The 24,357-nt window shown below is 44.1% G+C and carries 26 protein-coding genes, 1 tRNA gene and 3 pseudogenes; 14 read left to right on the top strand and 16 right to left on the bottom strand.

The window, feature by feature from the left end:
* Nucleotides 1-2 precede the first annotated feature (2 nt).
* Both JNUCC21_RS18090 and JNUCC21_RS18095 read right to left on the bottom strand, forming a co-directional pair.
* Nucleotides 3-683: a CpsD/CapB family tyrosine-protein kinase gene (locus JNUCC21_RS18090; protein WP_007407393.1), complete on the bottom strand. Its 681-nt coding sequence runs from the start codon at nucleotides 681-683 to the stop codon at nucleotides 3-5.
* Between the two features lie 5 nt (nucleotides 684-688).
* Nucleotides 689-1,396, bottom strand: a complete 708-nt coding sequence (locus JNUCC21_RS18095) for a YveK family protein (RefSeq protein ID WP_012118514.1) — start codon at nucleotides 1,394-1,396, stop codon at nucleotides 689-691.
* Between the two features lie 244 nt (nucleotides 1,397-1,640).
* Between JNUCC21_RS18095 and slrR the strand changes: the two genes are divergently transcribed.
* From slrR to JNUCC21_RS18110, 3 genes are all read left to right on the top strand, one after another.
* Nucleotides 1,641-2,096 (top strand): HTH-type transcriptional regulator SlrR, encoded by a 456-nt coding sequence (gene slrR, locus JNUCC21_RS18100; RefSeq protein ID WP_003151541.1) that lies wholly within the window; start codon nucleotides 1,641-1,643, stop codon nucleotides 2,094-2,096.
* A gap of 80 nt (nucleotides 2,097-2,176) precedes the next feature.
* Nucleotides 2,177-3,625 (top strand): carboxylesterase/lipase family protein, encoded by a 1,449-nt coding sequence (locus JNUCC21_RS18105; protein WP_216061897.1) that lies wholly within the window; start codon nucleotides 2,177-2,179, stop codon nucleotides 3,623-3,625.
* A gap of 140 nt (nucleotides 3,626-3,765) precedes the next feature.
* Nucleotides 3,766-3,966 carry a hypothetical protein gene (locus JNUCC21_RS18110; protein ID WP_014418938.1) on the top strand — a complete coding sequence of 67 codons (201 nt, stop codon included), beginning with the start codon at nucleotides 3,766-3,768 and terminating at the stop codon, nucleotides 3,964-3,966.
* 31 nt (nucleotides 3,967-3,997) lie between these two features.
* Here JNUCC21_RS18110 and JNUCC21_RS18115 read toward each other — a convergent pair whose 3' ends face one another.
* Both JNUCC21_RS18115 and JNUCC21_RS18120 read right to left on the bottom strand, forming a co-directional pair.
* The gene (locus JNUCC21_RS18115; protein ID WP_369878389.1) at nucleotides 3,998-4,528 is read right to left on the bottom strand and encodes a dihydrofolate reductase family protein; all 531 of its coding nucleotides are present in this window, start codon (nucleotides 4,526-4,528) and stop codon (nucleotides 3,998-4,000) included.
* A gap of 79 nt (nucleotides 4,529-4,607) precedes the next feature.
* Nucleotides 4,608-5,237, bottom strand: a complete 630-nt coding sequence (locus JNUCC21_RS18120) for a YitT family protein (protein WP_369878390.1) — start codon at nucleotides 5,235-5,237, stop codon at nucleotides 4,608-4,610.
* A 132-nt stretch (nucleotides 5,238-5,369) separates the two neighbouring features.
* Here JNUCC21_RS18120 and JNUCC21_RS18125 point away from each other — a divergent pair, with 132 nt between their 5' ends.
* Complete coding sequence (locus JNUCC21_RS18125) at nucleotides 5,370-5,888, top strand: GNAT family N-acetyltransferase (RefSeq protein ID WP_007407399.1); 519 nt, start codon at nucleotides 5,370-5,372, stop codon at nucleotides 5,886-5,888.
* Between the two features lie 41 nt (nucleotides 5,889-5,929).
* On the opposite strand, the gene JNUCC21_RS18130 is transcribed toward JNUCC21_RS18125, so the two are convergent.
* The 4 genes and pseudogenes from JNUCC21_RS18130 to JNUCC21_RS18145 all read right to left on the bottom strand — a co-directional run bounded on the left by JNUCC21_RS18130 (nucleotide 5,930) and on the right by JNUCC21_RS18145 (nucleotide 7,586).
* Complete coding sequence (locus tag JNUCC21_RS18130) at nucleotides 5,930-6,418, bottom strand: phenolic acid decarboxylase (RefSeq protein WP_014305882.1); 489 nt, start codon at nucleotides 6,416-6,418, stop codon at nucleotides 5,930-5,932.
* Between the two features lie 21 nt (nucleotides 6,419-6,439).
* A pseudogene (locus JNUCC21_RS18135) lies at nucleotides 6,440-6,589 on the bottom strand (DUF3237 family protein); the annotation flags it as partial.
* 263 nt (nucleotides 6,590-6,852) lie between these two features.
* Nucleotides 6,853-7,137: a DUF1433 domain-containing protein gene (locus JNUCC21_RS18140; RefSeq protein ID WP_038456352.1), complete on the bottom strand. Its 285-nt coding sequence runs from the start codon at nucleotides 7,135-7,137 to the stop codon at nucleotides 6,853-6,855.
* Nucleotides 7,138-7,271: 134 nt separating this feature from the next.
* A complete protein-coding gene (locus JNUCC21_RS18145; protein ID WP_015240645.1) occupies nucleotides 7,272-7,586 on the bottom strand; it encodes a DUF1433 domain-containing protein in 315 nt (104 codons plus the stop codon).
* Between the two features lie 53 nt (nucleotides 7,587-7,639).
* On the opposite strand from JNUCC21_RS18145, the pseudogene JNUCC21_RS18150 reads away from it, so the two are divergent.
* Both JNUCC21_RS18150 and JNUCC21_RS18155 read left to right on the top strand, forming a co-directional pair.
* Nucleotides 7,640-8,044: pseudogene (locus tag JNUCC21_RS18150) on the top strand (lipase); the annotation flags it as partial.
* Between the two features lie 97 nt (nucleotides 8,045-8,141).
* A pseudogene (locus JNUCC21_RS18155) lies at nucleotides 8,142-8,252 on the top strand (sporulation transcription factor Spo0A); the annotation flags it as partial.
* 181 nt (nucleotides 8,253-8,433) lie between these two features.
* Here JNUCC21_RS18155 and JNUCC21_RS18160 read toward each other — a convergent pair.
* The gene (locus tag JNUCC21_RS18160) at nucleotides 8,434-8,748 is read right to left on the bottom strand and encodes a DUF1433 domain-containing protein (RefSeq protein ID WP_014305887.1); all 315 of its coding nucleotides are present in this window, start codon (nucleotides 8,746-8,748) and stop codon (nucleotides 8,434-8,436) included.
* A gap of 51 nt (nucleotides 8,749-8,799) precedes the next feature.
* Between JNUCC21_RS18160 and JNUCC21_RS18165 the strand changes: the two genes are divergently transcribed.
* Together JNUCC21_RS18165 and JNUCC21_RS18170 are read left to right on the top strand one after the other, a co-directional pair.
* Nucleotides 8,800-10,227 (top strand): lipase, encoded by a 1,428-nt coding sequence (locus JNUCC21_RS18165; protein WP_216061900.1) that lies wholly within the window; start codon nucleotides 8,800-8,802, stop codon nucleotides 10,225-10,227.
* Nucleotides 10,228-10,243: 16 nt separating this feature from the next.
* Nucleotides 10,244-10,555, top strand: coding sequence for a hypothetical protein (locus tag JNUCC21_RS18170; protein ID WP_216061901.1), 312 nt, complete (start codon nucleotides 10,244-10,246; stop codon nucleotides 10,553-10,555).
* Nucleotides 10,556-10,614: 59 nt separating this feature from the next.
* Here JNUCC21_RS18170 and JNUCC21_RS18175 read toward each other — a convergent pair.
* The 3 genes from JNUCC21_RS18175 to JNUCC21_RS18185 form a co-directional block, all read right to left on the bottom strand.
* Nucleotides 10,615-10,690 (bottom strand) — tRNA-Arg (locus JNUCC21_RS18175).
* A gap of 216 nt (nucleotides 10,691-10,906) precedes the next feature.
* Nucleotides 10,907-12,376: a glycoside hydrolase family 32 protein gene (locus JNUCC21_RS18180; protein ID WP_216061902.1), complete on the bottom strand. Its 1,470-nt coding sequence runs from the start codon at nucleotides 12,374-12,376 to the stop codon at nucleotides 10,907-10,909.
* A 14-nt stretch (nucleotides 12,377-12,390) separates the two neighbouring features.
* On the bottom strand, nucleotides 12,391-13,623 hold the full coding sequence (locus JNUCC21_RS18185; RefSeq protein ID WP_025285330.1) for an MFS transporter: 1,233 nt from the start codon (nucleotides 13,621-13,623) through the stop codon (nucleotides 12,391-12,393).
* Between the two features lie 391 nt (nucleotides 13,624-14,014).
* On the opposite strand from JNUCC21_RS18185, the gene JNUCC21_RS18190 reads away from it, so the two are divergent.
* Together JNUCC21_RS18190 and clpP are read left to right on the top strand one after the other, a co-directional pair.
* Nucleotides 14,015-14,989, top strand: a complete 975-nt coding sequence (locus JNUCC21_RS18190; protein ID WP_029325818.1) for a LacI family DNA-binding transcriptional regulator — start codon at nucleotides 14,015-14,017, stop codon at nucleotides 14,987-14,989.
* 246 nt (nucleotides 14,990-15,235) lie between these two features.
* Complete coding sequence (gene clpP / locus JNUCC21_RS18195; RefSeq protein ID WP_003151513.1) at nucleotides 15,236-15,832, top strand: ATP-dependent Clp endopeptidase proteolytic subunit ClpP; 597 nt, start codon at nucleotides 15,236-15,238, stop codon at nucleotides 15,830-15,832.
* Between the two features lie 43 nt (nucleotides 15,833-15,875).
* Here clpP and JNUCC21_RS18200 read toward each other — a convergent pair whose 3' ends face one another.
* Nucleotides 15,876-16,736 (bottom strand): LysR family transcriptional regulator, encoded by an 861-nt coding sequence (locus tag JNUCC21_RS18200; protein ID WP_025285332.1) that lies wholly within the window; start codon nucleotides 16,734-16,736, stop codon nucleotides 15,876-15,878.
* Between the two features lie 173 nt (nucleotides 16,737-16,909).
* Here JNUCC21_RS18200 and JNUCC21_RS18205 point away from each other — a divergent pair, with 173 nt between their 5' ends.
* Both JNUCC21_RS18205 and JNUCC21_RS18210 read left to right on the top strand, forming a co-directional pair.
* Complete coding sequence (locus JNUCC21_RS18205) at nucleotides 16,910-18,040, top strand: 2-methylaconitate cis-trans isomerase PrpF family protein (protein WP_015418286.1); 1,131 nt, start codon at nucleotides 16,910-16,912, stop codon at nucleotides 18,038-18,040.
* A 43-nt stretch (nucleotides 18,041-18,083) separates the two neighbouring features.
* On the top strand, nucleotides 18,084-19,460 hold the full coding sequence (locus JNUCC21_RS18210; protein WP_015240656.1) for an MFS transporter: 1,377 nt from the start codon (nucleotides 18,084-18,086) through the stop codon (nucleotides 19,458-19,460).
* A gap of 242 nt (nucleotides 19,461-19,702) precedes the next feature.
* On the opposite strand, the gene JNUCC21_RS18215 is transcribed toward JNUCC21_RS18210, so the two are convergent.
* Complete coding sequence (locus JNUCC21_RS18215) at nucleotides 19,703-20,278, bottom strand: TIGR00730 family Rossman fold protein (RefSeq protein ID WP_020956392.1); 576 nt, start codon at nucleotides 20,276-20,278, stop codon at nucleotides 19,703-19,705.
* A gap of 115 nt (nucleotides 20,279-20,393) precedes the next feature.
* Between JNUCC21_RS18215 and JNUCC21_RS18220 the strand changes: the two genes are divergently transcribed.
* Nucleotides 20,394-20,714, top strand: coding sequence for a MazG nucleotide pyrophosphohydrolase domain-containing protein (locus JNUCC21_RS18220; protein WP_003151506.1), 321 nt, complete (start codon nucleotides 20,394-20,396; stop codon nucleotides 20,712-20,714).
* A gap of 44 nt (nucleotides 20,715-20,758) precedes the next feature.
* Here JNUCC21_RS18220 and JNUCC21_RS18225 read toward each other — a convergent pair whose 3' ends face one another.
* Both JNUCC21_RS18225 and JNUCC21_RS18230 read right to left on the bottom strand, forming a co-directional pair.
* Nucleotides 20,759-22,348, bottom strand: a complete 1,590-nt coding sequence (locus JNUCC21_RS18225) for a SulP family inorganic anion transporter (RefSeq protein ID WP_015240658.1) — start codon at nucleotides 22,346-22,348, stop codon at nucleotides 20,759-20,761.
* A 2-nt stretch (nucleotides 22,349-22,350) separates the two neighbouring features.
* Nucleotides 22,351-22,932 carry a carbonic anhydrase gene (locus JNUCC21_RS18230; protein WP_003151503.1) on the bottom strand — a complete coding sequence of 194 codons (582 nt, stop codon included), beginning with the start codon at nucleotides 22,930-22,932 and terminating at the stop codon, nucleotides 22,351-22,353.
* Nucleotides 22,933-23,332: 400 nt separating this feature from the next.
* Between JNUCC21_RS18230 and JNUCC21_RS18235 the strand changes: the two genes are divergently transcribed.
* A complete protein-coding gene (locus JNUCC21_RS18235) occupies nucleotides 23,333-24,298 on the top strand; it encodes a D-glycerate dehydrogenase (RefSeq protein ID WP_038464305.1) in 966 nt (321 codons plus the stop codon).
* Nucleotides 24,299-24,357 lie beyond the last annotated feature (59 nt).

Genomic DNA, 24,357 nt, shown 5'->3' on the forward strand with positions numbered 1-24,357 from the left:
CCTCAATACGAGTAGTGCTCCGTTTTTTTGATTTTCTTTTTATTCAGCAGCGCCCCCAAAAGCTTTGCCTTTGACTGCTGGAGAGCGTCTCTCGCCTTTTGGACGGTATCCATTTTCGTTTTTCCGCTCAAGACGACGAGAACGCTTCCATCTGTCTGGTTCGCTAAAATCTGTCCGTCCGCCACAGCCAAAAGCGGAGGTGAATCGAAAATAACCAGACTGTACCGGCTGTACATCTCCTGAATCAGCTCTCCCATCGCCTTTGAAGATAAAAGCTCAGCCGGATTCGGCGGCGTCGGCCCGCTCGTTAAGACGTAAAGGTTATCAATCAGCGTTTTTTGCACCGTTTCGCCGAGGGAAGCGTTTCCGACTAACACATTCGTAAGGCCTTGTACATTTTCAAGCTGATAGGTCTCGTGTATCGTCGGTTTTCGTAAATCCGCATCGACGAGCAGCACCTTTTTTTCCTGCTGCGCAAATACCGCGGCAAGGTTGGCGGCGCTGAATGATTTTCCTTCTCCCGGAACGGAAGAAGTGACGAGAATAGAGCGCAAATGGGTCTGAACAGAGGAGAACTCAATATTTGTCCGAATGGTGCGGTATTGTTCAGCCACCAATGATTTGTGATGTAAAACGGATATTTGAGCCAGTCCCCTTCTTGATTTCTTTTTTCTGAATCCCAAACGCCTCACTCCCCGAAATGTTTTTCATCAGACCGTGTCTGCTGATTTTTGATGTCATACACAACCCCTAAAACAGGCAAGTCTGTTTTTTCGCTGAGCTGCCGCTCGCTTTTAACGGTTTCATCAAGAAAGTGGAGAAAAAACGCAAGCGTCACACCCGCCATGAGAGCCGCACCGAACGCCATCATGATATTCCTGATGCGCGAAGGCTTGACCATCGGGCTTTCCGATGCTTTTGCCTCAGACAAAACAATGACGCCTTTTATATTCATCCTGTCACGGACTTCTTTTTTAAATGTCTTCATCAGCGTGTTCGCTATAGCGGCGGCCTGTTTCGGATTTTCGTCCTGCACCGCTATGGTTATGATCTCTGAATCGGTTTCGCTGCTTGTCGTGATCTTTGCTTTTAAAGCGGATGCCGTCTCAGAAAGATGCAGCGTCTGCTTCACTTTCTCAAGCACTACCGGGCTTTTCATTATCGTTTGAAACGTATTGTTGTAATGAAGATTCAGCTGAACGTCGCTGAGATTCGAATTTTTTTCACCGCTTGTTTCATGAATGAGCACTTGGGTTGATGCCTGATAAACGGGCGAAATCACCCGGAATTGGATGTATCCCGTCACCAGCGTTACAACTGCTGTCATGATAAAAATCAGTAAAAATCTGTGTTTAATAATGTCAAATAATTCTTTAAAACTCATATTCTCATTCATGTAATTACAGCCTCATCCTTATTGCATCAGGCTTAAACGCCCCCTTCTGTTAATGATTGGATTATAAAAGAAAAGGTCGAAATTTGAAAATTTCAAATTAAGCCATTTAGTTCTTTTTAAAGAACATTATCATGATTTTCCTCTTATTTACTGCACTTACCTTATAATTTTAAATTTTATAAAGAACAAAAAATTTCTTATAATGAACAAAAAAACGCCAGTATACAGGGGAGAATTCAGCACAATGATTGGAAGAATAATTCGTTTATACCGCAGAAGAAAAGGCTACTCTATTAATCAGCTAGCAGTTGAAGCAGGTGTCTCTAAATCTTATTTAAGCAAGATAGAACGGGGGGTTCACTCAAATCCATCCATCCAATTTCTGAAAAAGGTATCTGCCACCCTGCAGGTCGATCTGACGGAGCTTTTTGATGCCGAAACGATGCTGCATCACATGGGAGGCACGGAAGATGAGTGGCGCATCCACCTTGTGCAGGCCGTGCAGTCAGGCATGCCGAAAGAAGAACTGTTCACCTTTACGAACAAACTGACTGAAAAACGCCCGGAGCCCGCACCCTACCGCAACAGAAAACTGACTGAATCCAACATTGAGGAATGGAAAGCGCTGATGCAGGAAGCCAAAGAACTCGGCTTGTCCGTTCAGGAAGTCAGATCATTTTTAGAACGGAAGCGTTACTGATGATATGCTGATGAAAAGGCTTTTATTCGCTTCATGTCTTCATCTCTGTTTATAATGAAAAGAAAAAAGGGGATGAAATCATGACAAAACTTACCGTTCAAACCCGCTCCGGCGCACTGAAAGGAACTGCCGGCCGCGGTGCCCGCACATGGAAGGGCATACCGTACGCGAAGCCGCCCGTCGGAGAGCTCAGATTTAAAGCGCCGGAGCCGCCCGCACCTTGGGACGGCGTAAAACATGCCGATTCGTTCGGACCGGTTTGTCCGCAGCCGGATGATATGCTGTCTATATCGTTTTCCGGAGATGTACCGCCTCAATCTGAAGATTGCCTTTACCTCAATGTTTTCGCCCCCGATTCAGAGGGCGAAAAAAAGCCTGTCATGGTATGGATACACGGCGGAGCATTTTATTTAGGTGCCGGAAGCGAACCGCTTTACGACGGATCTGCCCTTGCCGCTGACGGAGATGTCATTGTAGTGACACTCAATTACAGGCTCGGACCATTCGGCTTTTTACATTTATCTTCTATTCATGACACGTATTCCGCCAATATCGGGCTGCTCGATCAGATTGCCGCGCTGCGCTGGGTGAAGGACAATATCTCCGAATTCGGAGGAGACCCGGATAACGTCACGATATTTGGTGAATCGGCAGGCGGCATGAGCATCGCCGCCCTTATGGCAATGCCTGACGCAAAAGGCCTGTTTCATAAAGCCATTTTAGAAAGCGGCGCCTCTCATACGATCCCGGCGGACATGGCAAAAGACATTGCGGCGGCATTTATTCATGAAGCCGGCACTGATCAATTGCAGGAGCTTTCCGTTAATGACCTGCTTAAGACTGCGGATAAAGTGCGGCGCTCACTAGATCAAAACATTTTTCAGCTTTTGTTTCAGCCCGCCATCGATCCGGCCACATTGCCTGCGGAACCGGTGAAAGCCATAGCAGACGGGGCCGCAGAAGGCATACCTATGATCATCGGAACCAATCGTGATGAAGCATATTTGTTTTTCACCCCTGATACAGACATTCATTCCGAGAAAAAGCAGCAAGATTATTTGCATTATTACCTCGGAGAGAACTGCACCGAGCAAGCAGCAGATTTATATCCGCATTCATTAAAGGGACAAATCGATATGATGACGGATCTGATTTTCTGGCGGCCGGCTGTCGCTTTCGCACAAGGACAGTCGCAGCACGCACCGGTCTGGATGTACCGCTTTGATTGGCATGGCGAAACACCGCCGTTTCATAAAGCCGTTCACGCTCTGGAATTGCCGTTTGTGTTCGGAAACTTTGATTCTTTGAGAAAGACGCTGCAAGAACCGCTCGGTGATGACGCAGAACAGCTTTCCAAACAAATCCAATCCGCATGGCTCGCTTTTGCAAAAACCGGAAACCCGAACACCTCTCACTTCAATTGGCCTGAATATGATACCGATTCACGCGAAACTTTGCTTTTCAACACGGATACCGCTGTCGAAAGTGATCCCGATTCAGCAAAACGCCGCATCTTGTTTCAAGCATAAAAAACGCCAGGGGAGCCGGCTCCCTTGGCGTTTCGTTTTCATCTTACTTCAGACATCGCAGAAAATCCATTTCCGCATTACCCTGATATGTTATATTCTAACCCAATAAGTTAACCAAACATTCATAAAGGAGTTTTTATATGGAGAAATCAAGTATTATCGGCACAGCTGCCGTTATAATCGGGGCGCTTATGACCTTAGTTTCATTTATCTTCCTGCGCGACACTGATTTCTATGCCGTGAGGTGGATAGGGGTTGTTATCATGGTTGCAGGATTTTCATGCGGGCCGGCCCACACCATTTCAAAACATAAAAACAAACATGAAAAAGAAACACGGTAACCTTTACTGGGTTTCTTTCATACACTTCATTTTATCTCACTTCATAATGCAACTCCGCAAATTGCTTATAGCGCCTGACATCAGTCAGCTTCAGCCCTGTCTCCCGGTCTCCGGGTTTGAACAAAGAAATTCCGCGGCCGAGCAGAACGGGGGCGATCTGAATGATAAACTCATCGACAAGTTTTTCCTCCAAAACCGGGTGCAGCAGATCACTCCCGCCGACAATCCAAATCCGCTTGCCTTCTCGGCGTTTCAATGCTTTTATAAAATCGGCAGGCTCTTCATGAATAAACCGCACATGTTCAGTGCCCCCGGTCAATTTCCGCGAAAACACATAGCATTCTTTACCTTTGTACGGAAATTCCTCAGGCAATAAAACCAATATGTCCTCGTATGTTTTTCTGCCCATGATGATCGTATCGACAGATTCATAGAAAGCTTCATAATCGGTGCCGTCTTCACCTTCAGTTCCGATTAACCAATCTAAAGAGTGATTTTCCCGCGCAAGGTAGCCATCTGCGCTGACAGCTCCGTAAAAAACGAGCTTTCTTTGACCGCTCATAAAAATCCCTCCCCCTTTTTTATTATACCTTGAACATGCGGATGAAATGAAAAATGATAGAATCGGGTAAAAACCCCCGTTACCGGGTTTTCGTTTCTTCCTGCTTTGGAGATGCTGTTAATATGCCGTCTATCCATCTTCCGGTAATCGGCATAAAGAAATGGAGAATGACCCCTCCTAAACAAACGGTTAATAACGTTCCGATGCCTACCGGACCTTTTAGCATCACGGCCAGTATGAAAAATATGAAGTAAATGACCGTTCTTGAAAAAAAGATGCTTCTCCCGGTTAATTCGCGGACAATTAACGTTAACCGATCAACCGGGATCGGTGCGAAATTTGTGTGCAGATAGGTTGCGGTTCCTATCCCTATCACAACTAAACCGATTGCAAAACAGCCCGCCTTTCCGTACCATAGTTCAGGCGTTATGACTCGATGCAGAAAAAAAAGCCACATATCAATCCCGATTCCCGTTATAAACGCCGTAATCATCCCTGAAAATTCCGGCCTTTGCCTTTTTAACATTGAATTACAGCAAATTAACAGGAAAGCGATGATGATTTCCCAGCTTCCCACGGTAAGCCCTGCATGGACGGATAATCCCACAATAAGCGCATCAAAAGGCGACGTTCCAAGATCTGATTGAATCGTGACAGAAACACCAAAGGTCAAGATCATGATTCCTAAAACATAAAAAACATATTTCACTTTAACGCCCTCATTTTCTTATTTTATGTTGTAAATACAACAAAACTACGATATGATTACTATACGGTATTTTCATTGCAAATACAACAAAAATCAGCTGATATGATAAATGAAGAAAGGAGCTGTATGACCATGAGTATTCAATTAAAAAAGTGCAGCCTTAACGATATAACAGAGCTCCGGGAGATAAGCATTGAAACATTCAATGATACATTTAAGGATCAAAATTCACCAGAAAATATGAAAGCTTATTTGGAAAATGCATTCCGCTCTGAACAGCTGAAAAAGGAATTATCCAATCTGTCTTCTCAATTCTATTTTGTTTATTATCATGATGACCTTGCGGGGTATGTAAAAGTCAACATGAACGAAGCACAATCAGAAAAAATGGGTGAAGATTCTCTTGAGATTGAGCGAATTTATATAAGAAAAAACCATCAGAAACACGGACTCGGCAAATATCTGCTGAATGAAGCTGTGAAAATCGCAACAGCACACAATAAAAAGAAAATCTGGCTGGGCGTATGGGAAAAAAACGAAAATGCAATCGCCTTTTATCAAAAAATGGGGTTTGTCCAAACAGGAGAACACTCTTTTTATATGGGGGATGATAAACAAGTCGACTTTATCATGACCAAAACCCTGTCGTAAAAGAATACAAAAAACCCGGCCAAGCTGCCGGGTTTTTTCTCTTATTTTAATTTTCCCGCACGGATATCATCGGTCATTCCTTCGTACGGCGCTTCTGAAATCAATGTTTCGTTATTGATTCCCGCATTGTTGAGATACGTAATATCCGCAAACTCGGGAACGACATATTTCGGGTACGTTTCATATTTCTCACGTGACTCTTTCATCACGTCAATGTAATCATTTTGGTAGCACACCGTGATTTCCGGATGCTCATGCACCCATTTCGGGAAGAAAATAATTCCGTGCATCCGTTTTTCATTCGGCATAAAGTTTAAGGAAACATCTGTGCCTGTCGGTTCAGTCCATGACACTTTGTATACGCCTTCTGTCAGCTTGACGATATTCACTTCCTGGTCGCGCACCCAGCGGCCGCCTACCATTCCGCTATGAATCCGATAGTCGATCGTATGATCATTTTTAATATAGATTTCATACTCCCAGCCGTTTTCATACGTGTAAATCATATGGCTTCCGATAAAGTTTTCCATGTTGACTCACTCTCCATATTATTATTGAACTTCATAAACATCTAACCGAATGTCATCCGGCAATCGGACCGCAGCCCCGATAAACAGCCGATCCTGCAGATGCTGACATGCCTCGCTGCTTGTTTCAAACACAGGCACAGTGCGGAAATACACGTGCTCGGGATTAATGATGCGGTTCACTGACTCATAAATGACTTTTTTAAAGAAGGTTCATTCAAGACGTATCACCTCCCGAGGTATTATGTTTATTTAAACATGTAACTATTTACATGTTTAATTGTAACGCTGTTAAAATGGACTGTCAAATAATGAGCTGTTTCCGGTTATGTTTTTCAGTGTTCAATAAAAAAAGACAAGGGCGGCACATGCCGAAACCCTTGTCTTTTTCATTTGCTGTATGCTCATATATCAAAAAACGCCAGACGAGCGTCTTCTTAGTAATCGCAATCTTTATCTCTGCATTCTTTCTTTCTTACAGCGCCTGTTGAGTGCCCCATGATCTTGTCATTTGCCTTATCGTAAATACCATCGAATTTATTCGATGTATCACCGTTGTAATAGCCAAATACCTCTATCCCGCCCATTGGATCTATTTCGTATTTATCTTTAAATGTAACGTTATGTATGCCTTCATAATTCGCTTTGATAAATTTCTCCATTCGTTCTTGAGCAATCTTTATCTCTTCAGCCTGAACATTTTTATCATGCATACTCTTCATTATAAAACCTCCGGCTGCTATTAAGATAATGAACATAATAATATATTTTTTCACAGAAACATCCGTCCCATGAGTTATGATGAAGCTCGCGGACTGGAAAAAATGGTCAGTAACATCCAGTGCATTTAGGCGTCTTAAGATTTTTCTTCCGCATCCACAGAGGAGCTCCTTATTTTGTCTCCTGCAGGATCATATAAACCGTCAAATTCCTTAGTTTTATCGCCGTTTAGATACCCCTCAACTGTAATTCCGCCGGTTGGATCAATAAAATAATCATCATAAGAAATTTTATCTATACCCTTGTACTCGCTACGCAAGTATTCGGTCATTTTACTTTTGGCTTTTTCGAAAAGAGCATTTTCTTCCTTTTTGACATCATATTGATGCTTCATAATCAGCCCTCCAACAGTTATAATTAACACTAGTACAATAATAAGGTATTTTTTCAAAAAAAATCATCCTTTCCTTACCCTATTTTACATGACAAGAAAGGTGCTATATCTTGAGCAAGAAAATCAGGACTTCAAACCTGACAGATGAAACATATTACAGGATGAGTCAACGAGCTTATAACTATGACTATCTTAAAAGGAAATTAGAGAAGAACGATTATTTACGCATTAATTCTTCCATTTCAAAACCTACTTACTGGTACGTCGATCAAATAAAATCGGACAACGATACCGGACTTGATGCGGTTGTATTAGTACAAGCAGTGAAGAGTAACGGTAACTGGATAAAATCAAAAACCCCGAAAACGTGGTCGTCGCCTTTGCGGGAACCGATATCGGAAAAGACCCGATCAATGACGGCGAGAATATTGTTTTCGGAAATGATCCGAGAAAAGAAGTATATTATTTTGTAAAAGAAGATGCGGAGGATACATCGAACGGTCGGAACCTACAATAGGATTTGGTTCATCATAAATGTTTGATAGCTTAATATTGCAGTGCTTCTTTGACTTCCCCTCATGGATTAAGTGAACACAACTACTGAAAACTTGATATGAATATACTTTCAGCATGTCAAAAGCAAAGCTAACCAATTCAGAATTCATCGCGATTGTTGCTGACAAGTTAAGATTGGAACTTAAAGCGAGTGAAATGCTGATCTGACGTTTTTCCTATCGTTGAGTTGTCATGATATTTGTACCGTTAATATCGGGGATACCTCGACAAATGAGACGGTAGAGGCGATTGGTCTCAGGAATAGGTTTGAACTGTATGAGAAACATATCACGAATTTTGTAAGATAATTAAACAAAATAAATACCCACTCATCCCTGAGGTGGGTATTTTACCTTTCTTCGGCATTGACCACTGAAATACCTATCTCCTTGTTCGTCGGATCATATATACCGGAAAATTCTTTTTCTTTATTATTATTTATGTAGCCTGAAACTTCAACTCCGCCTGTCGGATCGATATTGTAGTCTTTTGAAAAGTGAACTTCCTGTACATTTTTATAGTCTTTTTTTAAGTAATTCCTCATATGATCTTGCGCCTCAATCACAAGTTTTTCTTCGTTTTTATGTTTATCATATTGATGCTTCACGAAAAAACCTCCCACTGCTATAATTATAACAATTAGGATAATAATGTATTTTCTCATGCGTATCATCCTTTCGGAACTATTTTACAATATAAGAAAGGTGATGTATATATGCCAAAAGGAAAAGAAATAACCGTCTCTGATGTCACAGATAAAGAATATTACCGTTTGAGTCAAGCAGCTTACAATTATAAAATGTTAGCCCTGCATATGAAATATAAAACTCCTTATAAAATAAGTAAGACGTCATATTGGTACGTTGAGAAAGTGAAGCAGGATTCTGATACGGGTCTTGATGCCTTTGTATTCTCAAAAGGCATCAAGTCCAAAAACGGAAAATGGATAAAATCAAAAAACCCCGAAAACGTGGTCGTCGCTTTTGCGGGAACCGATATCGGAAAAGACCCGATCAATGACGGCGTAAAAGCGGACGGCGGGAATATTGTTTTCGGAAATGATCCGCAAAAAGAAGTGTATTATATTGTAAAAAAAGGCGCGGAGGATACCTCGAAAACACTCGGAAAATATAATGGAACGCCCTCTCAAGACGCCATGCTCACAACCGGAAAGTATAAGCTGATAACGAAAACATCGCAAATCGATCAAGCCGATCAGCTGGTACGCAGCGTAAAGAAAAAGTATGCCGGAACGTCAACGATTATTTCAACAACCGGCCATTCACTCGGCGGCGCTGAGGCCGAATACAGCGCGGTGAATAATGATGTGTACGCCGTCGCGTTTAACAGCCCTTCCGTCGTAAAACTGCACGATGAAGAAACACAGAAAGACATCAACAGCGGCATATACGATCCATACATCCGGTCAATTATCAATCCGGACGACATGGTCGGGGCGGGTTATTGGAACGAATATGACCGCCACAACGGGACAACGATTTATACGAAAAACCCCTCGCTCTCACAGTTCAGCCGGAAGCAGCGGCTTGATGGGAACTTGAACGAGCAGATCGGCAAAAATCTCGCTTATTTCTTTACTACCGTCATTCTGAGAAATCCGGATACACACGGCTTAAACGAAGCAAATTTCGTGTTCGACAGAAACGGCACTATTGCAAATCCGAACGGAGATGAGTTAGTCTTCGATAAAAACCTCGGCGCTCTTCTGCCGGCCGGTGCGATCGGAAGCGCAGATACAATAAAAGTAACGCCGAAAAACGCAAAGAAGCTGGCTGAAAAGGTGCAGGCTATGACTGAGGATTTGCGGACGATGAAAAAAGAAGCGCAAAACGCCTATCAGGAGCACGATGAAAAAGTCGCCGAGCTGAAAACAGAATTTTACGGCCAAGTCGGACACGGCTTGTTTGATCAGCTTCAAGCACAGGACGTGACCAATACCATTGAAGATATTGCGCAATCCTACGATAAAGGCCCGATTTTTTATGACACTCAGGCTGAGCAGGCGTTTATTGATTCCTTGCAGGCGGCGATTACGGACCTTGAAGAAATCGGCGGATTCTTACATAAAATAGCAGACGAATTTCAGGAAAAAGACCAGATGCTCGCAAACTGGTTAAGATGATAGAGGTGGATACATAATGCCGACATTAGACGAACTTTTAGAACACAAGGACGACCCGATGAAGAAAAGGCTGCAGCGGCAGATGCTGAAAACCGCCATGACACAGGCAGCGGGGACAAAACTGGAGACAGTGCGCCGAACGCTGAAACCGACATTCGAAATGGATACGTTGAAAGATGAATTATATGAAGTGTATTCAGCACTATTGAACAGCTTTGAAGGTAAGGCGCAAAAAGCTCTCGCACAGCGGATCAGTGAAAGTGCGCGGCTGATTGCCGGAACCGAACATAACAGAGACACATTCGTTAACAGTTTCAAAACAAGATAAAATAAAAAAACCCCGCAGATTTATCATCTGCGAGGTTTTTTCTATCGTCTTAACTGAGACGCGCTCGGAGGGATTCGAACCCCCGACAGACGTGGTACCGGAAACCACCGCTCTATCCAACTGAGCTACGAGCGCACATTTTTTCAATCAGATACCTTTATATTATAATAAAGAAACGCGCAGAAAGCAACTCTTTTTTGATAATGCACAACAGGATTATGCAGCGCCCTCATGCAGCATAATCCTGCATCGTTTAACGGCATTGATTTTCACAAAAAGCCCATTTCAGGCGTACTGCCTCCCGGCTCGGTTCATTTTCAATCACTGCAGAAAAAGCGGTAATCACCCGTTTCAGCTTTTTTTCCAAATATCTTTTAACGTCCAATAGGTGAATTCCTCAACTTTTACGGCGCCTTTCTCAGAAAACAGCTCAATCCCCAATCTGCCTTCATTCGGATAGATACGGCTTGTCATCGTTGTTTCTCCATGATTGGCGAATACTTCAATCGAGGATCTGTCAATAAAGATACGCAGCGCCAGCTTGCCGTTTGCATCCGTCTGCACCCTTCTTACACCGTCTTTCGCTTTCCCCATCTTGGTGCAATCAAGTGTCAGCTTTTTATCCGTTAGATTGTATGTCAGCACAAGTTCTTCTTCGTCAAGGCCGCGAATCTTAAAACCTGCCGTTTCGGCATCAGAATCGTTTACATCAAACACGACTCGGGCTTCAAGCAGGTCTTCGGATGTCTTTGCCAAGTAACTCCCTGAAAGCGATCGTCCGGCACATTCCCGGTATTCCATTTTCCGCAGCTGCTTGGTTTCTTCCACGGGATTCATCAAAAGTTTATGATCATCACGCAAAGTCAGTTCTCGCGGCAAAGTCAGTGCACCGCACCATCCGTCCGCTTTTGTCGGCATCTCAGATTCCCACATATCCATCCAGCCGATAGCAATTCTGCGTCCTTTATCATCTAATAATGTTTGCACGGCGTAAAAGTCATGGCCGTGATCCAGTTCTTTAAAAGCGCCGTGTGTAAATTTGTTTGTTTCATCATGATAGTCACCGATTAAATAACCGGTTTGATGTAAATTTTGATATGAATCACCGTCCGCCTCGATCCCCTGGGGCGAAATCAACAGGACATGCTTGCCGCCTAATTCAAAGAAATCAGGACATTCCCACATATAGCCGAGATTACCGTCACTTTGGGCGAGAACCCCGCCGTATTCCCAATCACGCAAATCAGGTGAACGGTATAAAACGACCCGTCCGACGTTTTCTTTTGAAGAGTTGCCGATGACCATATACCAAACATCGCGATGCTTCCATACTTTCGGATCGCGGAAATGACGGGCGCTGTCTTCCGGCGGTTCCGCAATAACAGGGTTTTCCTGAAGCTTTTCAAACACGATTCCATCTTGGCTGACAGCGATATTTTGAGTTTGATAGAATAGGTCTTTCTCTTGATCAATTATATTATGTCCTGTATAGATGAGGGCTAATCTGCCATGATCATCGACCGCGCTTCCCGAAAAACAGCCGCTTTGGTCGAATGCATCGCCCGGAGCTAAGGCAACCGGCAGGTGCTCCCAATGAATGAGATCTTTACTTTTTACATGTCCCCAATGCATCGGCCCCCAATGCTCATCATACGGATGATGCTGAAAAAAGACGTGGTATTCTCCTTTAAACTGAATAAGCCCGTTCGGATCATTGATCCAATTCGCCCGGGGCATAATATGGTACCCCAATCGATATCTTTGTTTCACTTTATCCTCGGCTTCCTTCAAAGCTTCTTCCGCCTGCTGAATTCTATCCATTTGTAACATCCTCTCTATCCGATTTTTTGCAGACGCTGGACACGCCTGCTGTTTTGTTTCGGGCCCAATAAAGTAAATATGGAGATGACGGTAAAACCGAAGACGACGATTCCCATGATGAGATAGGTTTGACGGAACCCCGCACTGTCATATAATCCTCCCGCAAGCGGCGACAGAATCGACGCGCCTGCCTGAGATGCGAATTGAAAACCGACGAGATAAAGGACGGACGACAGACGCGTATCAAAATTGGCAGCCAAATATTTAAAAACGGCGATCAGCATAATCGGCAATTCCAGTGCGTGGATGAGTTTCATTGATGAAATGCCTACAGGCTCAACTGCAATTCCGGACCCGACGATGCGGAAAGCCATTAAAAACCCCGCTAAAATCAAACTGTTTTTCGCCCCGAACTTATTGACGATAAAAGGCGCAAGAAACATCATGCCGGCCTCCAAAAACACCTGGAATGAATTAAGATAGCCGAATACTTGGTTACCCATCGACACTGAAGGAAACAAAGACGCATAGTAGATCGGGAACTGCTGATCATATACGCCGTAAATGCAAGTCACCCCGATAATGTACATCATAAAAAACCAGAAATCTCTTAGTAAAAAGAGCCGCCCCACATCTTTTAACCGGACCGAATCCGCTCTGTTTTTCTCATGATCGGTCATTTCAATTTTCACGGACATGATAATGGCCGTTAATATGACGGCTGAAACAGACGCGATCCAGAAGTTGATATTGGGATTGATATTGAAAAGCTGCCCTGCAAAAAATGCAGCCGCCGCCCAGCCCAGCGAGCCCCACATTCTTGATTTTCCATACTCAAAATCATACTTACGGCTGACCTTTTCAATGTACGTTTCAATCGCGCCTATCCCTGCCAAAAAAGCGGCTCCCAAATATAAGCCTCCGACAACGGCACCAAGAAAGACGTTGTATTGTAAAAGCGGCCCATAGACGAAGATATAAAACGGACCCGTGAATATGAGAAGACAGCTGATCATAAACAATATCTTTTTCTTCAGCCCCAATTTGTCAGAGATAAAACCGTAAAGAGGCTGCATGCACAGGGCAAATACGGCGTTTACAGAAAAGATAATGCCTGTCGCTGATCCGTTTAAATTGATTTCCTGCCCTAACCAAATCGCAAATAAAGAATAGCTGGAAGACCAAGTAAAAAAGAAAAAAAAGAAATAAGCACTCAGTTTCCAATACAGACTTTTTGAGCTTTTCATTTGCACCGCTCCTTTAAGAGGACCTTTTAATAGCCGTTTTAGAGCCGCATACTTCCTTCTTCATTTTCATCACATACATGCGACCTCTGAGTAAGCGCTTACTTTCCATCGCTGCTTGATTCTTTCACTTTATTGCCGCCAGCCTTCTCTCCATACCCGTCACTTCCCTTCACTTCGCAAATAAAGCGCTTTCAAAAAGAATTGTATGTCAACCGGTTTCATATGTCAATCGGTTGACATGTAATTTTCTGATTATTTCAATCAAACAAAAACGCACCCTTTTTATATGAAAACAGAAACATGGAATGTCCTTGCACATGTCAGCCTGATTCTCTAAAATAAGTGCGTGACGGAAATTGTAAGCCATTTCAGTAAGCAGGAGGGCACGGGAATGAAGCCTAACATTCATGATGTTGCGAAAATAGCGGGAGTTTCATCTACAACCGTTTCGCGGGTATTAAATAACCGCGGCTATATCAGCGAAAAAACAAAAGAAAAAGTGTACAAGGCGATGGAAGAAATCAATTACTTTCCAAACGATCTGGCCCGCTCTTTATTCCGAAAACGAACCAATTTAATAGGACTTATCATCCCAAACTCCAGCAATCCGTTTTTCGGCGAACTCGCCTTTCATATTGAAAGCATTTGTACGTCCATGGGCTACAAACTGCTGCTTTGCAACAGTTTACATCGAAAGGATAAGGAAGAAAAATATTTGGAGATGCTGATAAGAAACCAAGTGGACGGCGTGATCGCCGTGACTTACAACCGGGGAATTCTCAATTATCACAAGCAAAATCTGCCGATTGTCGCCATTGATCATTACTTATCGGACACGATTCCCGTCGTCGGCTCAGACAACTATGACGGCGGAAAAAAGGCGGCAGAACTGCTGATTGAAAAAGGGTGCCGGCACATCGTCCATATCAACGGCCCGCTTGAACTCGAGACACCGGCAAACCTCAGAAGAAAAGCATACGAAGACGTCATGCATGAACACGGACGGAAGCCTATTACATATGAAGTACCCTTTTATCAGCATTACCATGACATTATTTCAACATTATTCGATGAACAGCCTGACACCGACGGAATTTTTGCCAGCGATGATATCATGGCGGCTGCAGTGATGACCGAGGCCAAAAAACGGGGAATAGACATCCCGAATCAATTAAAAGTGATCGGTTATGACGGCACTGAAACCGTTCAATCGGTTCTGCCGGACTTGGCAACCATCCAGCAGCCGATTGAATTGATTTCCAAAACAGCCATCGAGATTTTAGCAAAAGAAATTGAAGGCGAATTTGATGATTTGCCGCTGGAAACGTATTTGCCGGTACGGCTTTTGGAAGGGCGGACAACGTAGTCAGACTCTTCAGCCGTACGTACCGACGCGATTGCGGTCTATTTTGAGCGCTCCGGCCATATCATTTTCTCAAGCGCCGGCGCTGATCATCCTCATTTCCACTTTGCTGTTTGAACTTTTTGTTTTATGGGAAAAATGGTGTTAGAAGAAAAGGTTGGCATTTTGGTCAGCGTTTTGTTTGACCTTTATTGACCAAAAATGTATCATGTAAATACATACTTACCTAAAAGGTGAAGGAGGAGCATTATGAATTTAATACCTACAGTCATTGAACAAACGAACCGCGGAGAAAGAGCTTATGACATTTACTCCCGTCTTTTGAAGGACCGTATTATCATGCTTGGATCTGCGATTGATGACAACGTTGCGAACTCCATCGTGTCACAGCTTTTATTCCTTGAAGCGGAAGACCCTGAAAAAGATATTTCCATTTACATTAACAGCCCTGGCGGATCAATCACTGCCGGTATGGCAATCTATGATACAATGCAGTTCATTAAACCGAAAGTATCCACGATCTGCATCGGTATGGCCGCTTCTATGGGAGCATTTTTACTTGCAGCCGGAGAAAAAGGCAAACGTTACGCGCTTCCTAACAGTGAAGTTATGATTCACCAGCCGCTTGGCGGAGCGCAAGGACAGGCGACAGAAATTGAAATCGCGGCAAAACGCATTCTCTTGCTTCGCGACAAATTAAACAAAGTGCTTGCTGAACGTACCGGCCAGCCGCTTGAAGTCATTGAGCGCGATACAGACCGCGACAACTTCAAATCAGCTGATGAAGCCTTAGAATACGGCTTAATCGATAAAGTGCTGACACGCAATACAGAAGACCAGAAGTAATGCCAAAAAAACCTGCAAGAGCTGATGTCTCTTGCAGGTTTTTTTATGCTTTATTCCCATTCAAAAAAGTAATGAATGCTTTGACGACAGATAATTCTAACGCTGAAGAATCATACATAAGCCAAGTATCGCGTATCACAGGCTCGTTATTTTTATAGGATAGCGCCAATGTGTATAATTCATCAGAAGGCTGAAGACAGATTTCCGGCACAACAGAATAACCGAGACCGTTTTTCACCATCTCTTTACAGGTTTCCTGCCTGTCTACCTCCATCGCAATGAAAGGCGGTTCAGTAAATTGGTTATTCCACCATTTTTGAATCAAACTTTTCAAAGAAGCATCAGTTTGATAATAAATCATCGGCAATTTGGGAAGGTCCTTACTGTTGATTTCAGTTTTTGAAATAAGGTACAGTCTCTCTTCATTTAGCAGTTGTTTTTCCCCTTGCCAATCATAATTTCCCCTCATAATCCCTAGGTGTACCCCCGAATGATGAAGCAGATCCATCACCTTCGCACTCCATCCCGTATTGACGTGGAATTGAACAGACGGATACTGATCAGAAAACCGTTTTAAAATCGCCGGGAGCTTATACTGAGCAAAATTGCTTGAGACTCCTAATCTGAGAACCCCGCTGACTTCATGGCTCATATTGAGCATATCATCCTTCACTCTTCTGAATTCCTGCAGCATCTCTTTCGAATAATCAACCAGATGTTCACCTTCTGATGTGAACTCCATCCCTTTTTTTCTTTTATAAAAAAGGCGCACTCCGAATTGTGCTTCCAGGTTTTTGAGCCGATAACTTAACGCCGGCTGTGTCATATATAATCGCTCTGCCGCCTTCGTCATATTTTTTTCTTCGAATAATGTAATGAGCACAATCCAATCCTTTTCATCCATATGAAATCCCCCAAAATATTTTTCTGCTATAAAATTTCCTCCTATTATAAAAGTTTTTTATTCAACTTTATAAAAATTATATGTTTTACTTATAATCCTTATTTATCATACGATATTTTCCAAAGGGACCGGTACCTTTTTATCCACACAAAATGATGTAAGGATGAGACAGCATGGAAAAAGTTCCTGTAACCGTCATGAGAGGCGGCACCAGCAAAGGCGTTTTTATTCATCAAAAAGACATGCCAGACGATACAAACCTATGGAGCGATTTTCTTTTAGACATTATGGGGAGCCCTGACGAGAGACAAATTGACGGTCTCGGCGGCGGCCATTCTCTCACAAGCAAGGCAGCCATTATTAAGAAATCCGCCAGAAAGGATGCAGATGTTGAGTATACGTTTGCTCAGGTCAGTTTGACTGACCATTTTACCGACTTCAAAGGCAATTGCGGAAATATCTCTTCTGCCGTAGGCCCTTATGCTATTGAGAAAGGGCTCGTTCAAGCTGAAGAGCCGGTTACAAAAGTCAGAATGTTAAATACAAACACTCAAAAAGTGATCGTAGCAGAAGTTGAAGTCAGAAATGGAACATTTCATTACCAGGGGGACTGCTCTATCCCCGGGGTTCCAGGTACAGCTTCTCCTATTTATCTTTCATTTCACCAGGCTGAAGGAGCGGTGACCGGTAAGCTGTTTCCCACTGGTCAGCCTATTGATGTTCTCGATACACCGTATGGAAATATCTCGGTCTCGATTATTGATTACGCTAATCCGCTTGTCTTTGTAAAAGCAGAGGACACGGGGCTTACCGGCTTAGAACTTCCGGATGAATATACTCCGGATATATTGGAAAAGCTCGAAATGATCCGATCGATTGCAGCCGAGAAATGCAGATTCGCTCCGAGACATGAGGCTGCTGCAAAATCACCTGCCGTACCAAAACTAACATTAATCTCATCTCCAGCGGATTATATCGATACAAAAGGGATAAAGAGACACGCAGAAGAGATGGATCTTGTCATTCGTATGATGTCCATGCAAAAACCGCATCAAGCTTTAGCCATTACAGGGGCGGTTTGTACGACTGCCGGCATGCTATTGCAGGATACAATATTATCTGAATTTTCATTCTATGGCAGAACGATTCGATTGGGACATCCAAGCGGCATTTTAGAAACCGAGGCAGATGCTGATCCGGATGGAACAACGATTAAAGTAGTACGCACAGCAAGAAAAATCTCTGAAGGCTATGTGTTTACAAAGCAAAGTTACAACCTGAATACGCTGAATCACATTGGTTAATACCAGTCTTCAGACAAGTCAAAGATAAACGGAGGAATACGAGATGATCAATGTAAATGCGTCTAATCGATTAAACAGACTGCCTTTTTCAAGGGCCCATCAAGCAGTGCTCGTTATCCTTTCATTCGCTTACTTTTTTGATTTTATCGATTTAAATACGTTTTCATATGCGGCGCCTTCACTTTTAAAGGAATGGAACATTTCGACTCATACCATCGCTTTTATTACGTCTGTCTCCTATTTCGGAATGTTTATCGGCGCCTCTGCCGGAGGATGGTTTTCAGACCGTTTCGGAAGGAAAAAAGGTTTAATTCTGGTTGTCACTTTTTTCTCTTTCTTCTCCCTCCTCTCTTCTCTGGCTTGGAACCCAGAAATACTCGGTGTTTTTAGATTTCTTACGAGTTTAGGTATCGGCGCCACAACGATTGTGGCAAGTACGTATATCAGCGAATTTTTCCCATCCGCAACTAAGGGTAAGTACCAGGCAATCTGTATTACAATCGGCATATGCGGAATTCCTGCAGCCGGCTGGGTGGCTAAATTGGTCGTGCCGTCCGCCTCTTACGGCTGGCGGTTTATCTTTCTATTCGGCGCGGTCGGTATTTTTTTTCCGCTGATCGCCAGAAAACTGGAAGAATCACCGAAATGGCTGGACACGAAAGGAAAAAGCGAACAAGCACACCGCATTCTGCTTGAACTGGAGGCAAAAGCAGAAAAAGAAAAGGGTGAACTGCCTGAACCAGCTCCGGCTCTGCGAAGCAGACAAACCGCTGTAAAATCCGTTCCATATCGGACGTTATTTCAAAAGCCTTTGGCAGGAAGAACTTTTGTTTTAATGACGATGTGGGCAGCTTCCACGATTGCAATTCAAGGCTTTGGCACGTGGGTTCCCACCCTTTTGGTAAAAGAAGGCGTATCAATGGATGAGTCTATCGTATACGTCACTCTGGGAACGATCGGTGCCCCGCTGGGCGCTCTCATTGCGTCGCAAATCTCTGACCGTGTGGATCGAAAGTGGGCCATTTCTGTTTTATCGTTAATTATTATGGCGCTTGGATTCTTTTACGGCATCAATCCTTTGCCGATGGTCATTGTCATATGCGGATTTCTCATGCATATGTTTGAGCGTACTTTCAGTTCGATCGCATATGCCTATACGCCGGAATTATATCCGGTTGAAGCCAGGGCATCTGGAAATGGCCTCACTTACGGCGTAGGACGTCTTGCGAATGTAGCCGGTCCCTTTGTCGTCAGTTTCCTGTATTCAGGCTACGGATTTTTAAGTGTTTTCTTGTTTTTTACGGGCTGCTGGTTTCTTTGTGCACTGACAGTCGGTATATTTGGAATCAGTTCAAAAAAACAAAAGATGCAGCAGGATGATTTCATATCGGAGGAAACATTCGTGCAACAAAAGTTGTAAACGCATACAGTCTGCAAACCGCAAAACATCCATCTCCTCTGAGGAAATGGATGTTCTGCTTTCAACCCCAACAGCATTCTCTTTCTCATCTTATTCTCATACATATGTCTTATCATGAAGAAAGGTGTGATACGCATGAGAAAGAGAAAACGATTTCCAGAAAGAAAAGGTATTCTATAGGCGGAGAATTTTCCATCAGAATGGTTAGATGCAACCGCCGAAACATATTTCAGACCTCTTTCTTACAATTCCTGCCATTTCTTATCTAAAATCGGGTATGTATACCGATTCATCTGCTCAATCAGCTCATCCGGCCGGGAGGAACTGTGTATCAGCTTCAAATGAGACTCATTCGAAAATCCTTCCTGAATGCTGTACTTGACCATTTTCATCATCGGCTCAAAATACCCGTTCACATTGTACAGTCCGATCGGTTTTTGATGAATGCCGATTTGCGCCCAGCATAGCACTTCAAATAACTCTTCATATGTTCCGAAGCCGCCGGGCATGGCAATGTACCCATCGGCAAGTTCACTCATTTTCGCTTTCCGCTCATGCATGCCGCTGACTTCAATCAGCTCCGTCAGATTCTGATGAACAACCTCTCCGCTGAACAGTCCGCTCGGCATGACGCCGACAGCTTTTCCGCCGCCTGCCATTAACGCGTCGGCGACGGTTCCCATCAGACCGACCCGTGAACCGCCGTAAACAAGGCCGATTCCCTGCTCCGCCATATATTCACCCAGTTCGGCCGCTTTGCGTTTGTACTCTTCATTTACCCCCGGGTTTGACCCCGCAAATACACAAATGGTTTTCATTTTTTCATCTCCATATCTATATATGTACATCAATAAATCAAAATACACTATATATTGTCCCATCTCTATATGATAATATCAATAAGAATCATACAGGACATAAGGAGTGTTTCACATGCAGATGGCTGAAGCAGAACAATGGACGAAAGATTTTTATGAAAAACGAGGATGGACGGCGTACGGGCCATTTATCAGAATCGGTTTTTTAATGGAAGAGGCGGGTGAGCTCGCCCGGGCGGTAAGAGCATATGAAATCGGCAGAGACCGGCCGGATGAAAAAGACGCGACCCAGGCTGAACGCAGGCAGGAGCTGATTGAAGAAATGGGTGACGTCCTCGGAAATCTGGCCATCCTTGCTGATAAGTACGGAATCACGTTAGAAGATGCGATGAAAGCCCATCAGGAAAAACTGATCAAGCGCTTTGAAACCGAATAAAAACACGGCCTGTCCGCTTTTTCATGGACAGGCCGTATCTGAATTTATCCCGTTATCTCGTCCTGATGCTCAAAGAAATGCTGTTTCCCGATTTTATGAAACAGGCCCGTCTTCCGGATGAGCTCTCTCGGCTGTGATTGCAATCCGACGATCATCAATCTCCCGTTATGCCGTTTGATCCGGTTCATCACATTCCCCAGCACCGCTTCTGCGGAGGTATCCATGTAATGTACATTATTCATCAGCAGAATAAGCGTCTTCGGCTTTTCCTGAAGCCTCTCCAGCAGCGATGTTTCCAGTGAATCAATTGAACCGAAAAACAGCGGCCCTTCAATGGAATATGTGCTGACGGACGAATCATTTTTAACCGATTTGACAGCGGCATGCGGTGTTTTGATACGTGTTGATTCGCTCATTTTTCTGATAAAGAAAACAAAAGCGAGCACGAGACCGGCAGAAACGCCGATGATTAAATCAAACAGAACCGTCAGCAAAAAGGTTGCCGCCAGTACGAATGAATCAGTGTTTTTCAGCCGCATCATATTGGCGACTTCCCTCCGCTCACTCATGTTCCAAGCCACAACCATCAATACCGGCGCCATGCTTGCCAGCGGTACGTGAACGGCAAGCGGGGCGAAGACGAGCAGGACGAGGAGGACGGTGACTCCGTGGACAACACCGGAAATCGGAGAAACTGCGCCGTTTTTAATATTTGTTGCGGTCCGCGCAATCGCTCCCGTTGCCGGTATACCGCCGAAAAGCGGCGCTGCCATATTGGCGATGCCCTGCCCGACAAGCTCCCTATTGCTGTCATGCCTTGATCCTTTCATATTGTCCGCGACCATCGCCGATAATATGGACTCAAGTCCGCCGAGAAGCGCAATGATCAGAGCCGACGGAAACATCATGATCATGTTATCGATTGAGAAATCAGGAAGCTGGAAAGCCGGAAGCTGCCGCGGGATTTCCCCGTAAGCAGAACCGATTGTCGCCATTTTGTCAGGAAAAAACACGACCGCCGCGGCTGTAGAGACAAGCAGCGCCACAAGCGCGCCCGGAATCTTCGGCATCAGCCTGGCTGATAACAGCAAAATGGCCAAAGCAATTCCCGCGATGAGGATGCTGTATAAATTAAGGGTTCCGATCTTCTTGCCTATTTCCGCAATGTTGAGGATAAAGCTTTCATGCTTTTGGATATCACGCAGACCGAGAAAATGGGCAATCTGCTCCGAGAAAATCAGCACCGCGATTCCGGCCGTAAATCCGACGATCACCGGCTTCGGCACGAATTTCATAATCTTTCCGAGCTTAAATACGCCAAACAGGACGAGCATGACGCCTGCCATAAAACCGGCTACGAGTAAATTCTCAAAACCATACTGCATCACAATGGCAAACAAAATGGGAACAAACGCCCCCGTAGGCCCGCCGATCTGATATTTAGAGCCGCCCAACAGCGAAATCAGAATTCCGGCCACAATAACGGTGTAAAGCCCGTATTCCGGACCGACCCCCGAGGCGATGGCAAAGGCCATTCCCAGTGGAATCGCTACAATTCCGACCACAATTCCCGCGACTAGGTCTTTCTGAAATTTCTGCAAATTGTATCCCTGATATCTGCCGGTAAATTGCATCGTCAGCTGCATCCTCCTTTGACTGTTTCATAACCGTCAACGACAACATCCAGCGTCCCCGTCCCCGGATCAATCACCAGCCCGTGCACCGGCACTTCTTCAGGCAAGAGCGGATGATGCCTGACCATATTCACGCTGTGGGCCACGCTTTCTTCGACGCTGTGAAAGCCGGTCAGCCATGTTTCCAAATCGACTCCCGCATGCTGCAGAAGGCTGAGACATTTGTCTTCCACGCCGCGCTCTTTTGCTTTATTTAATATGGAAGCCGCATTTAATCCCGACATTCCGCACTCGCGGTGACCTATGATGCAGACTTCCTCTGCCTGCAGTTCATAAACGGCAACCAAAATGCTCCGCATGACACTTCCAAATGGGTGAGAAACAATGGCTCCCGCGTTTTTTATGATTTTGGCATCGCCGTTTCTGAGTCCCATCGCCTGCGGCAGAAGCTCCGTCAGCCTTGTATCCATGCAGGATACGATGACAAGCTTTTTTTTCGGGAATTTTGTCGTTTGGTAAGGTTCATATTTCCTTTCTTGGACAAACTGCTGGTTGTGCTCCAAAATGCTTGATAAAGAAACCATTTTTCTATTCATCTCCCATCCGATTGTATTGCAAGCCTTCTTACCCAGCTTACAGTAAGGAATTATAGCACAGAAAAAGGCCTCAAAAGCGCTTTCAAAAAAAGACACGATAATTTGACTGTAAATTCAGATTATGTTCATTTATATCTTTCAAAAATAATAAAATTTATCTTTACACCAACCTATAAAGCTTTTGAAAACAGCGGTTCCGCTCATTTTGCCTTCAGAAATATAGGCGGATTCTGTTATTGTTTGGAGAAACCAAGCATGTACATTTCTTTTTCTTTCATTTTAAGTTCAAAAGAACCAGAAATTTATCGTGATGCGTTTGAATATTTCTCACGTTACCGCTTCTCTTATATAATAAAATAGAGAAGAAAGACAAAGGAGGAGAAGCCCGTTGAAACCCTATGTATTCATCGCGAAATCGATACCGCCGGAAGTCGAACAAATGATAGGCGAGCATTGCCGGTATGACATCTGGAAAGAAGATACCATTCCAAAAGAAGAACTGTACGAAAAAATGAAAGATGCTGAAGGGCTGCTGACATCCGGAACGGCGATTGACAGTGATTTACTGGATCACGCGCCGAAGCTGAAGGTCGTCAGCAATAATTCTGTCGGCTATGATAATTTTAATATTGAAGAAATGAAAAGACGCGGGGTTGTCGGCACGCATACGCCGTACACCTTAGATGACACTGTCGCTGATCTGGCTTTTTCATTAATCCTGTCTTCCGCCAGACGGGTTGCCGAATTGGATCGATTCGTCCGCGCCGGCAAATGGGGAACCGTTGAGGAAGAATCTCTTTTCGGTATGGATGTCCACCATCAGACATTAGGAATTATCGGCATGGGCAGAATCGGTGAACAAGCTGCCAAACGGGCAAAATTCGGCTTCGATATGGACGTGCTGTATTATAATCGCAGCAGAAAACCGGACGCTGAGAAGGAACTCGGGGTTACATATGCCGACTTAGATACACTGCTGAAAACATCAGACTTTGTGCTGTTAATTACGCCGCTTACTGACGAAACGTATCATATGATGGGAGAGCGGGAATTTAAATTGATGAAAGATACGGCATGTTTCGTCAATATTTCCCGGGGAAAGACGGTTGATGAGAAAGCGCTCATCCGCGCATTGCAGGAGGGCTGGATAAAAGGCGCCGGTTTAGATGTGTTTGAAAAAGAGCCGATCGCCGAAGACAATCCGCTCCTGCAGCTGGAAAACGTCACATTGCTTCCGCATATCGGGTCAGCAACGGCAAAAATCCGTTTGAATATGTTCAAGCAAGCCGCACAAAACATGATTGACGCCGTATACGGAAAAACGCCGAAAAACCTCACGAAGGAATTTCAATGAGATGAAAAATCCCGGCCGTTTCAGCCGGGGTTTATTTTTCGCTAGATCAAAAGAACTAT

Origin of the sequence: Bacillus sp. JNUCC-21, assembly GCF_041222765.1 — a bacterium.
Lineage (GTDB): Bacteria > Bacillota > Bacilli > Bacillales > Bacillaceae > Bacillus > Bacillus velezensis.

What these genes read in the sequence shown, in the direction of transcription:
- JNUCC21_RS18110 (WP_014418938.1), top strand. Translation starts at nt 3,766, where the DNA reads ATGGAGAAATCAAGTATTATCGGCACAGCTGCCGTTATAATCGGGGCG.
- JNUCC21_RS18225 (WP_015240658.1), bottom strand. Translation starts at nt 22,348, where the DNA reads ATGCAATTTACCGGCAGATATCAGGGATACAATTTGCAGAAATTTCAG.
- JNUCC21_RS18165 (WP_216061900.1), top strand. Translation starts at nt 8,800, where the DNA reads ATGCCAAAAGGAAAAGAAATAACCGTCTCTGATGTCACAGATAAAGAA.
- JNUCC21_RS18130 (WP_014305882.1), bottom strand. Translation starts at nt 6,418, where the DNA reads ATGGAAAACTTTATCGGAAGCCATATGATTTACACGTATGAAAACGGC.
- JNUCC21_RS18205 (WP_015418286.1), top strand. Translation starts at nt 16,910, where the DNA reads ATGGAAAAAGTTCCTGTAACCGTCATGAGAGGCGGCACCAGCAAAGGC.
- JNUCC21_RS18190 (WP_029325818.1), top strand. Translation starts at nt 14,015, where the DNA reads ATGAAGCCTAACATTCATGATGTTGCGAAAATAGCGGGAGTTTCATCT.
- clpP (WP_003151513.1), top strand. Translation starts at nt 15,236, where the DNA reads ATGAATTTAATACCTACAGTCATTGAACAAACGAACCGCGGAGAAAGA.
- JNUCC21_RS18160 (WP_014305887.1), bottom strand. Translation starts at nt 8,748, where the DNA reads ATGAGAAAATACATTATTATCCTAATTGTTATAATTATAGCAGTGGGA.
- JNUCC21_RS18105 (WP_216061897.1), top strand. Translation starts at nt 2,177, where the DNA reads ATGACAAAACTTACCGTTCAAACCCGCTCCGGCGCACTGAAAGGAACT.
- JNUCC21_RS18215 (WP_020956392.1), bottom strand. Translation starts at nt 20,278, where the DNA reads ATGAAAACCATTTGTGTATTTGCGGGGTCAAACCCGGGGGTAAATGAA.
- JNUCC21_RS18220 (WP_003151506.1), top strand. Translation starts at nt 20,394, where the DNA reads ATGCAGATGGCTGAAGCAGAACAATGGACGAAAGATTTTTATGAAAAA.
- JNUCC21_RS18170 (WP_216061901.1), top strand. Translation starts at nt 10,244, where the DNA reads ATGCCGACATTAGACGAACTTTTAGAACACAAGGACGACCCGATGAAG.
- JNUCC21_RS18095 (WP_012118514.1), bottom strand. Translation starts at nt 1,396, where the DNA reads ATGAATGAGAATATGAGTTTTAAAGAATTATTTGACATTATTAAACAC.
- JNUCC21_RS18125 (WP_007407399.1), top strand. Translation starts at nt 5,370, where the DNA reads ATGAGTATTCAATTAAAAAAGTGCAGCCTTAACGATATAACAGAGCTC.
- JNUCC21_RS18200 (WP_025285332.1), bottom strand. Translation starts at nt 16,736, where the DNA reads ATGGATGAAAAGGATTGGATTGTGCTCATTACATTATTCGAAGAAAAA.
- JNUCC21_RS18180 (WP_216061902.1), bottom strand. Translation starts at nt 12,376, where the DNA reads ATGGATAGAATTCAGCAGGCGGAAGAAGCTTTGAAGGAAGCCGAGGAT.
- JNUCC21_RS18140 (WP_038456352.1), bottom strand. Translation starts at nt 7,137, where the DNA reads ATGAAGAGTATGCATGATAAAAATGTTCAGGCTGAAGAGATAAAGATT.
- JNUCC21_RS18230 (WP_003151503.1), bottom strand. Translation starts at nt 22,932, where the DNA reads ATGGTTTCTTTATCAAGCATTTTGGAGCACAACCAGCAGTTTGTCCAA.
- slrR (WP_003151541.1), top strand. Translation starts at nt 1,641, where the DNA reads ATGATTGGAAGAATAATTCGTTTATACCGCAGAAGAAAAGGCTACTCT.
- JNUCC21_RS18185 (WP_025285330.1), bottom strand. Translation starts at nt 13,623, where the DNA reads ATGAAAAGCTCAAAAAGTCTGTATTGGAAACTGAGTGCTTATTTCTTT.
- JNUCC21_RS18115 (WP_369878389.1), bottom strand. Translation starts at nt 4,528, where the DNA reads ATGAGCGGTCAAAGAAAGCTCGTTTTTTACGGAGCTGTCAGCGCAGAT.
- JNUCC21_RS18210 (WP_015240656.1), top strand. Translation starts at nt 18,084, where the DNA reads ATGATCAATGTAAATGCGTCTAATCGATTAAACAGACTGCCTTTTTCA.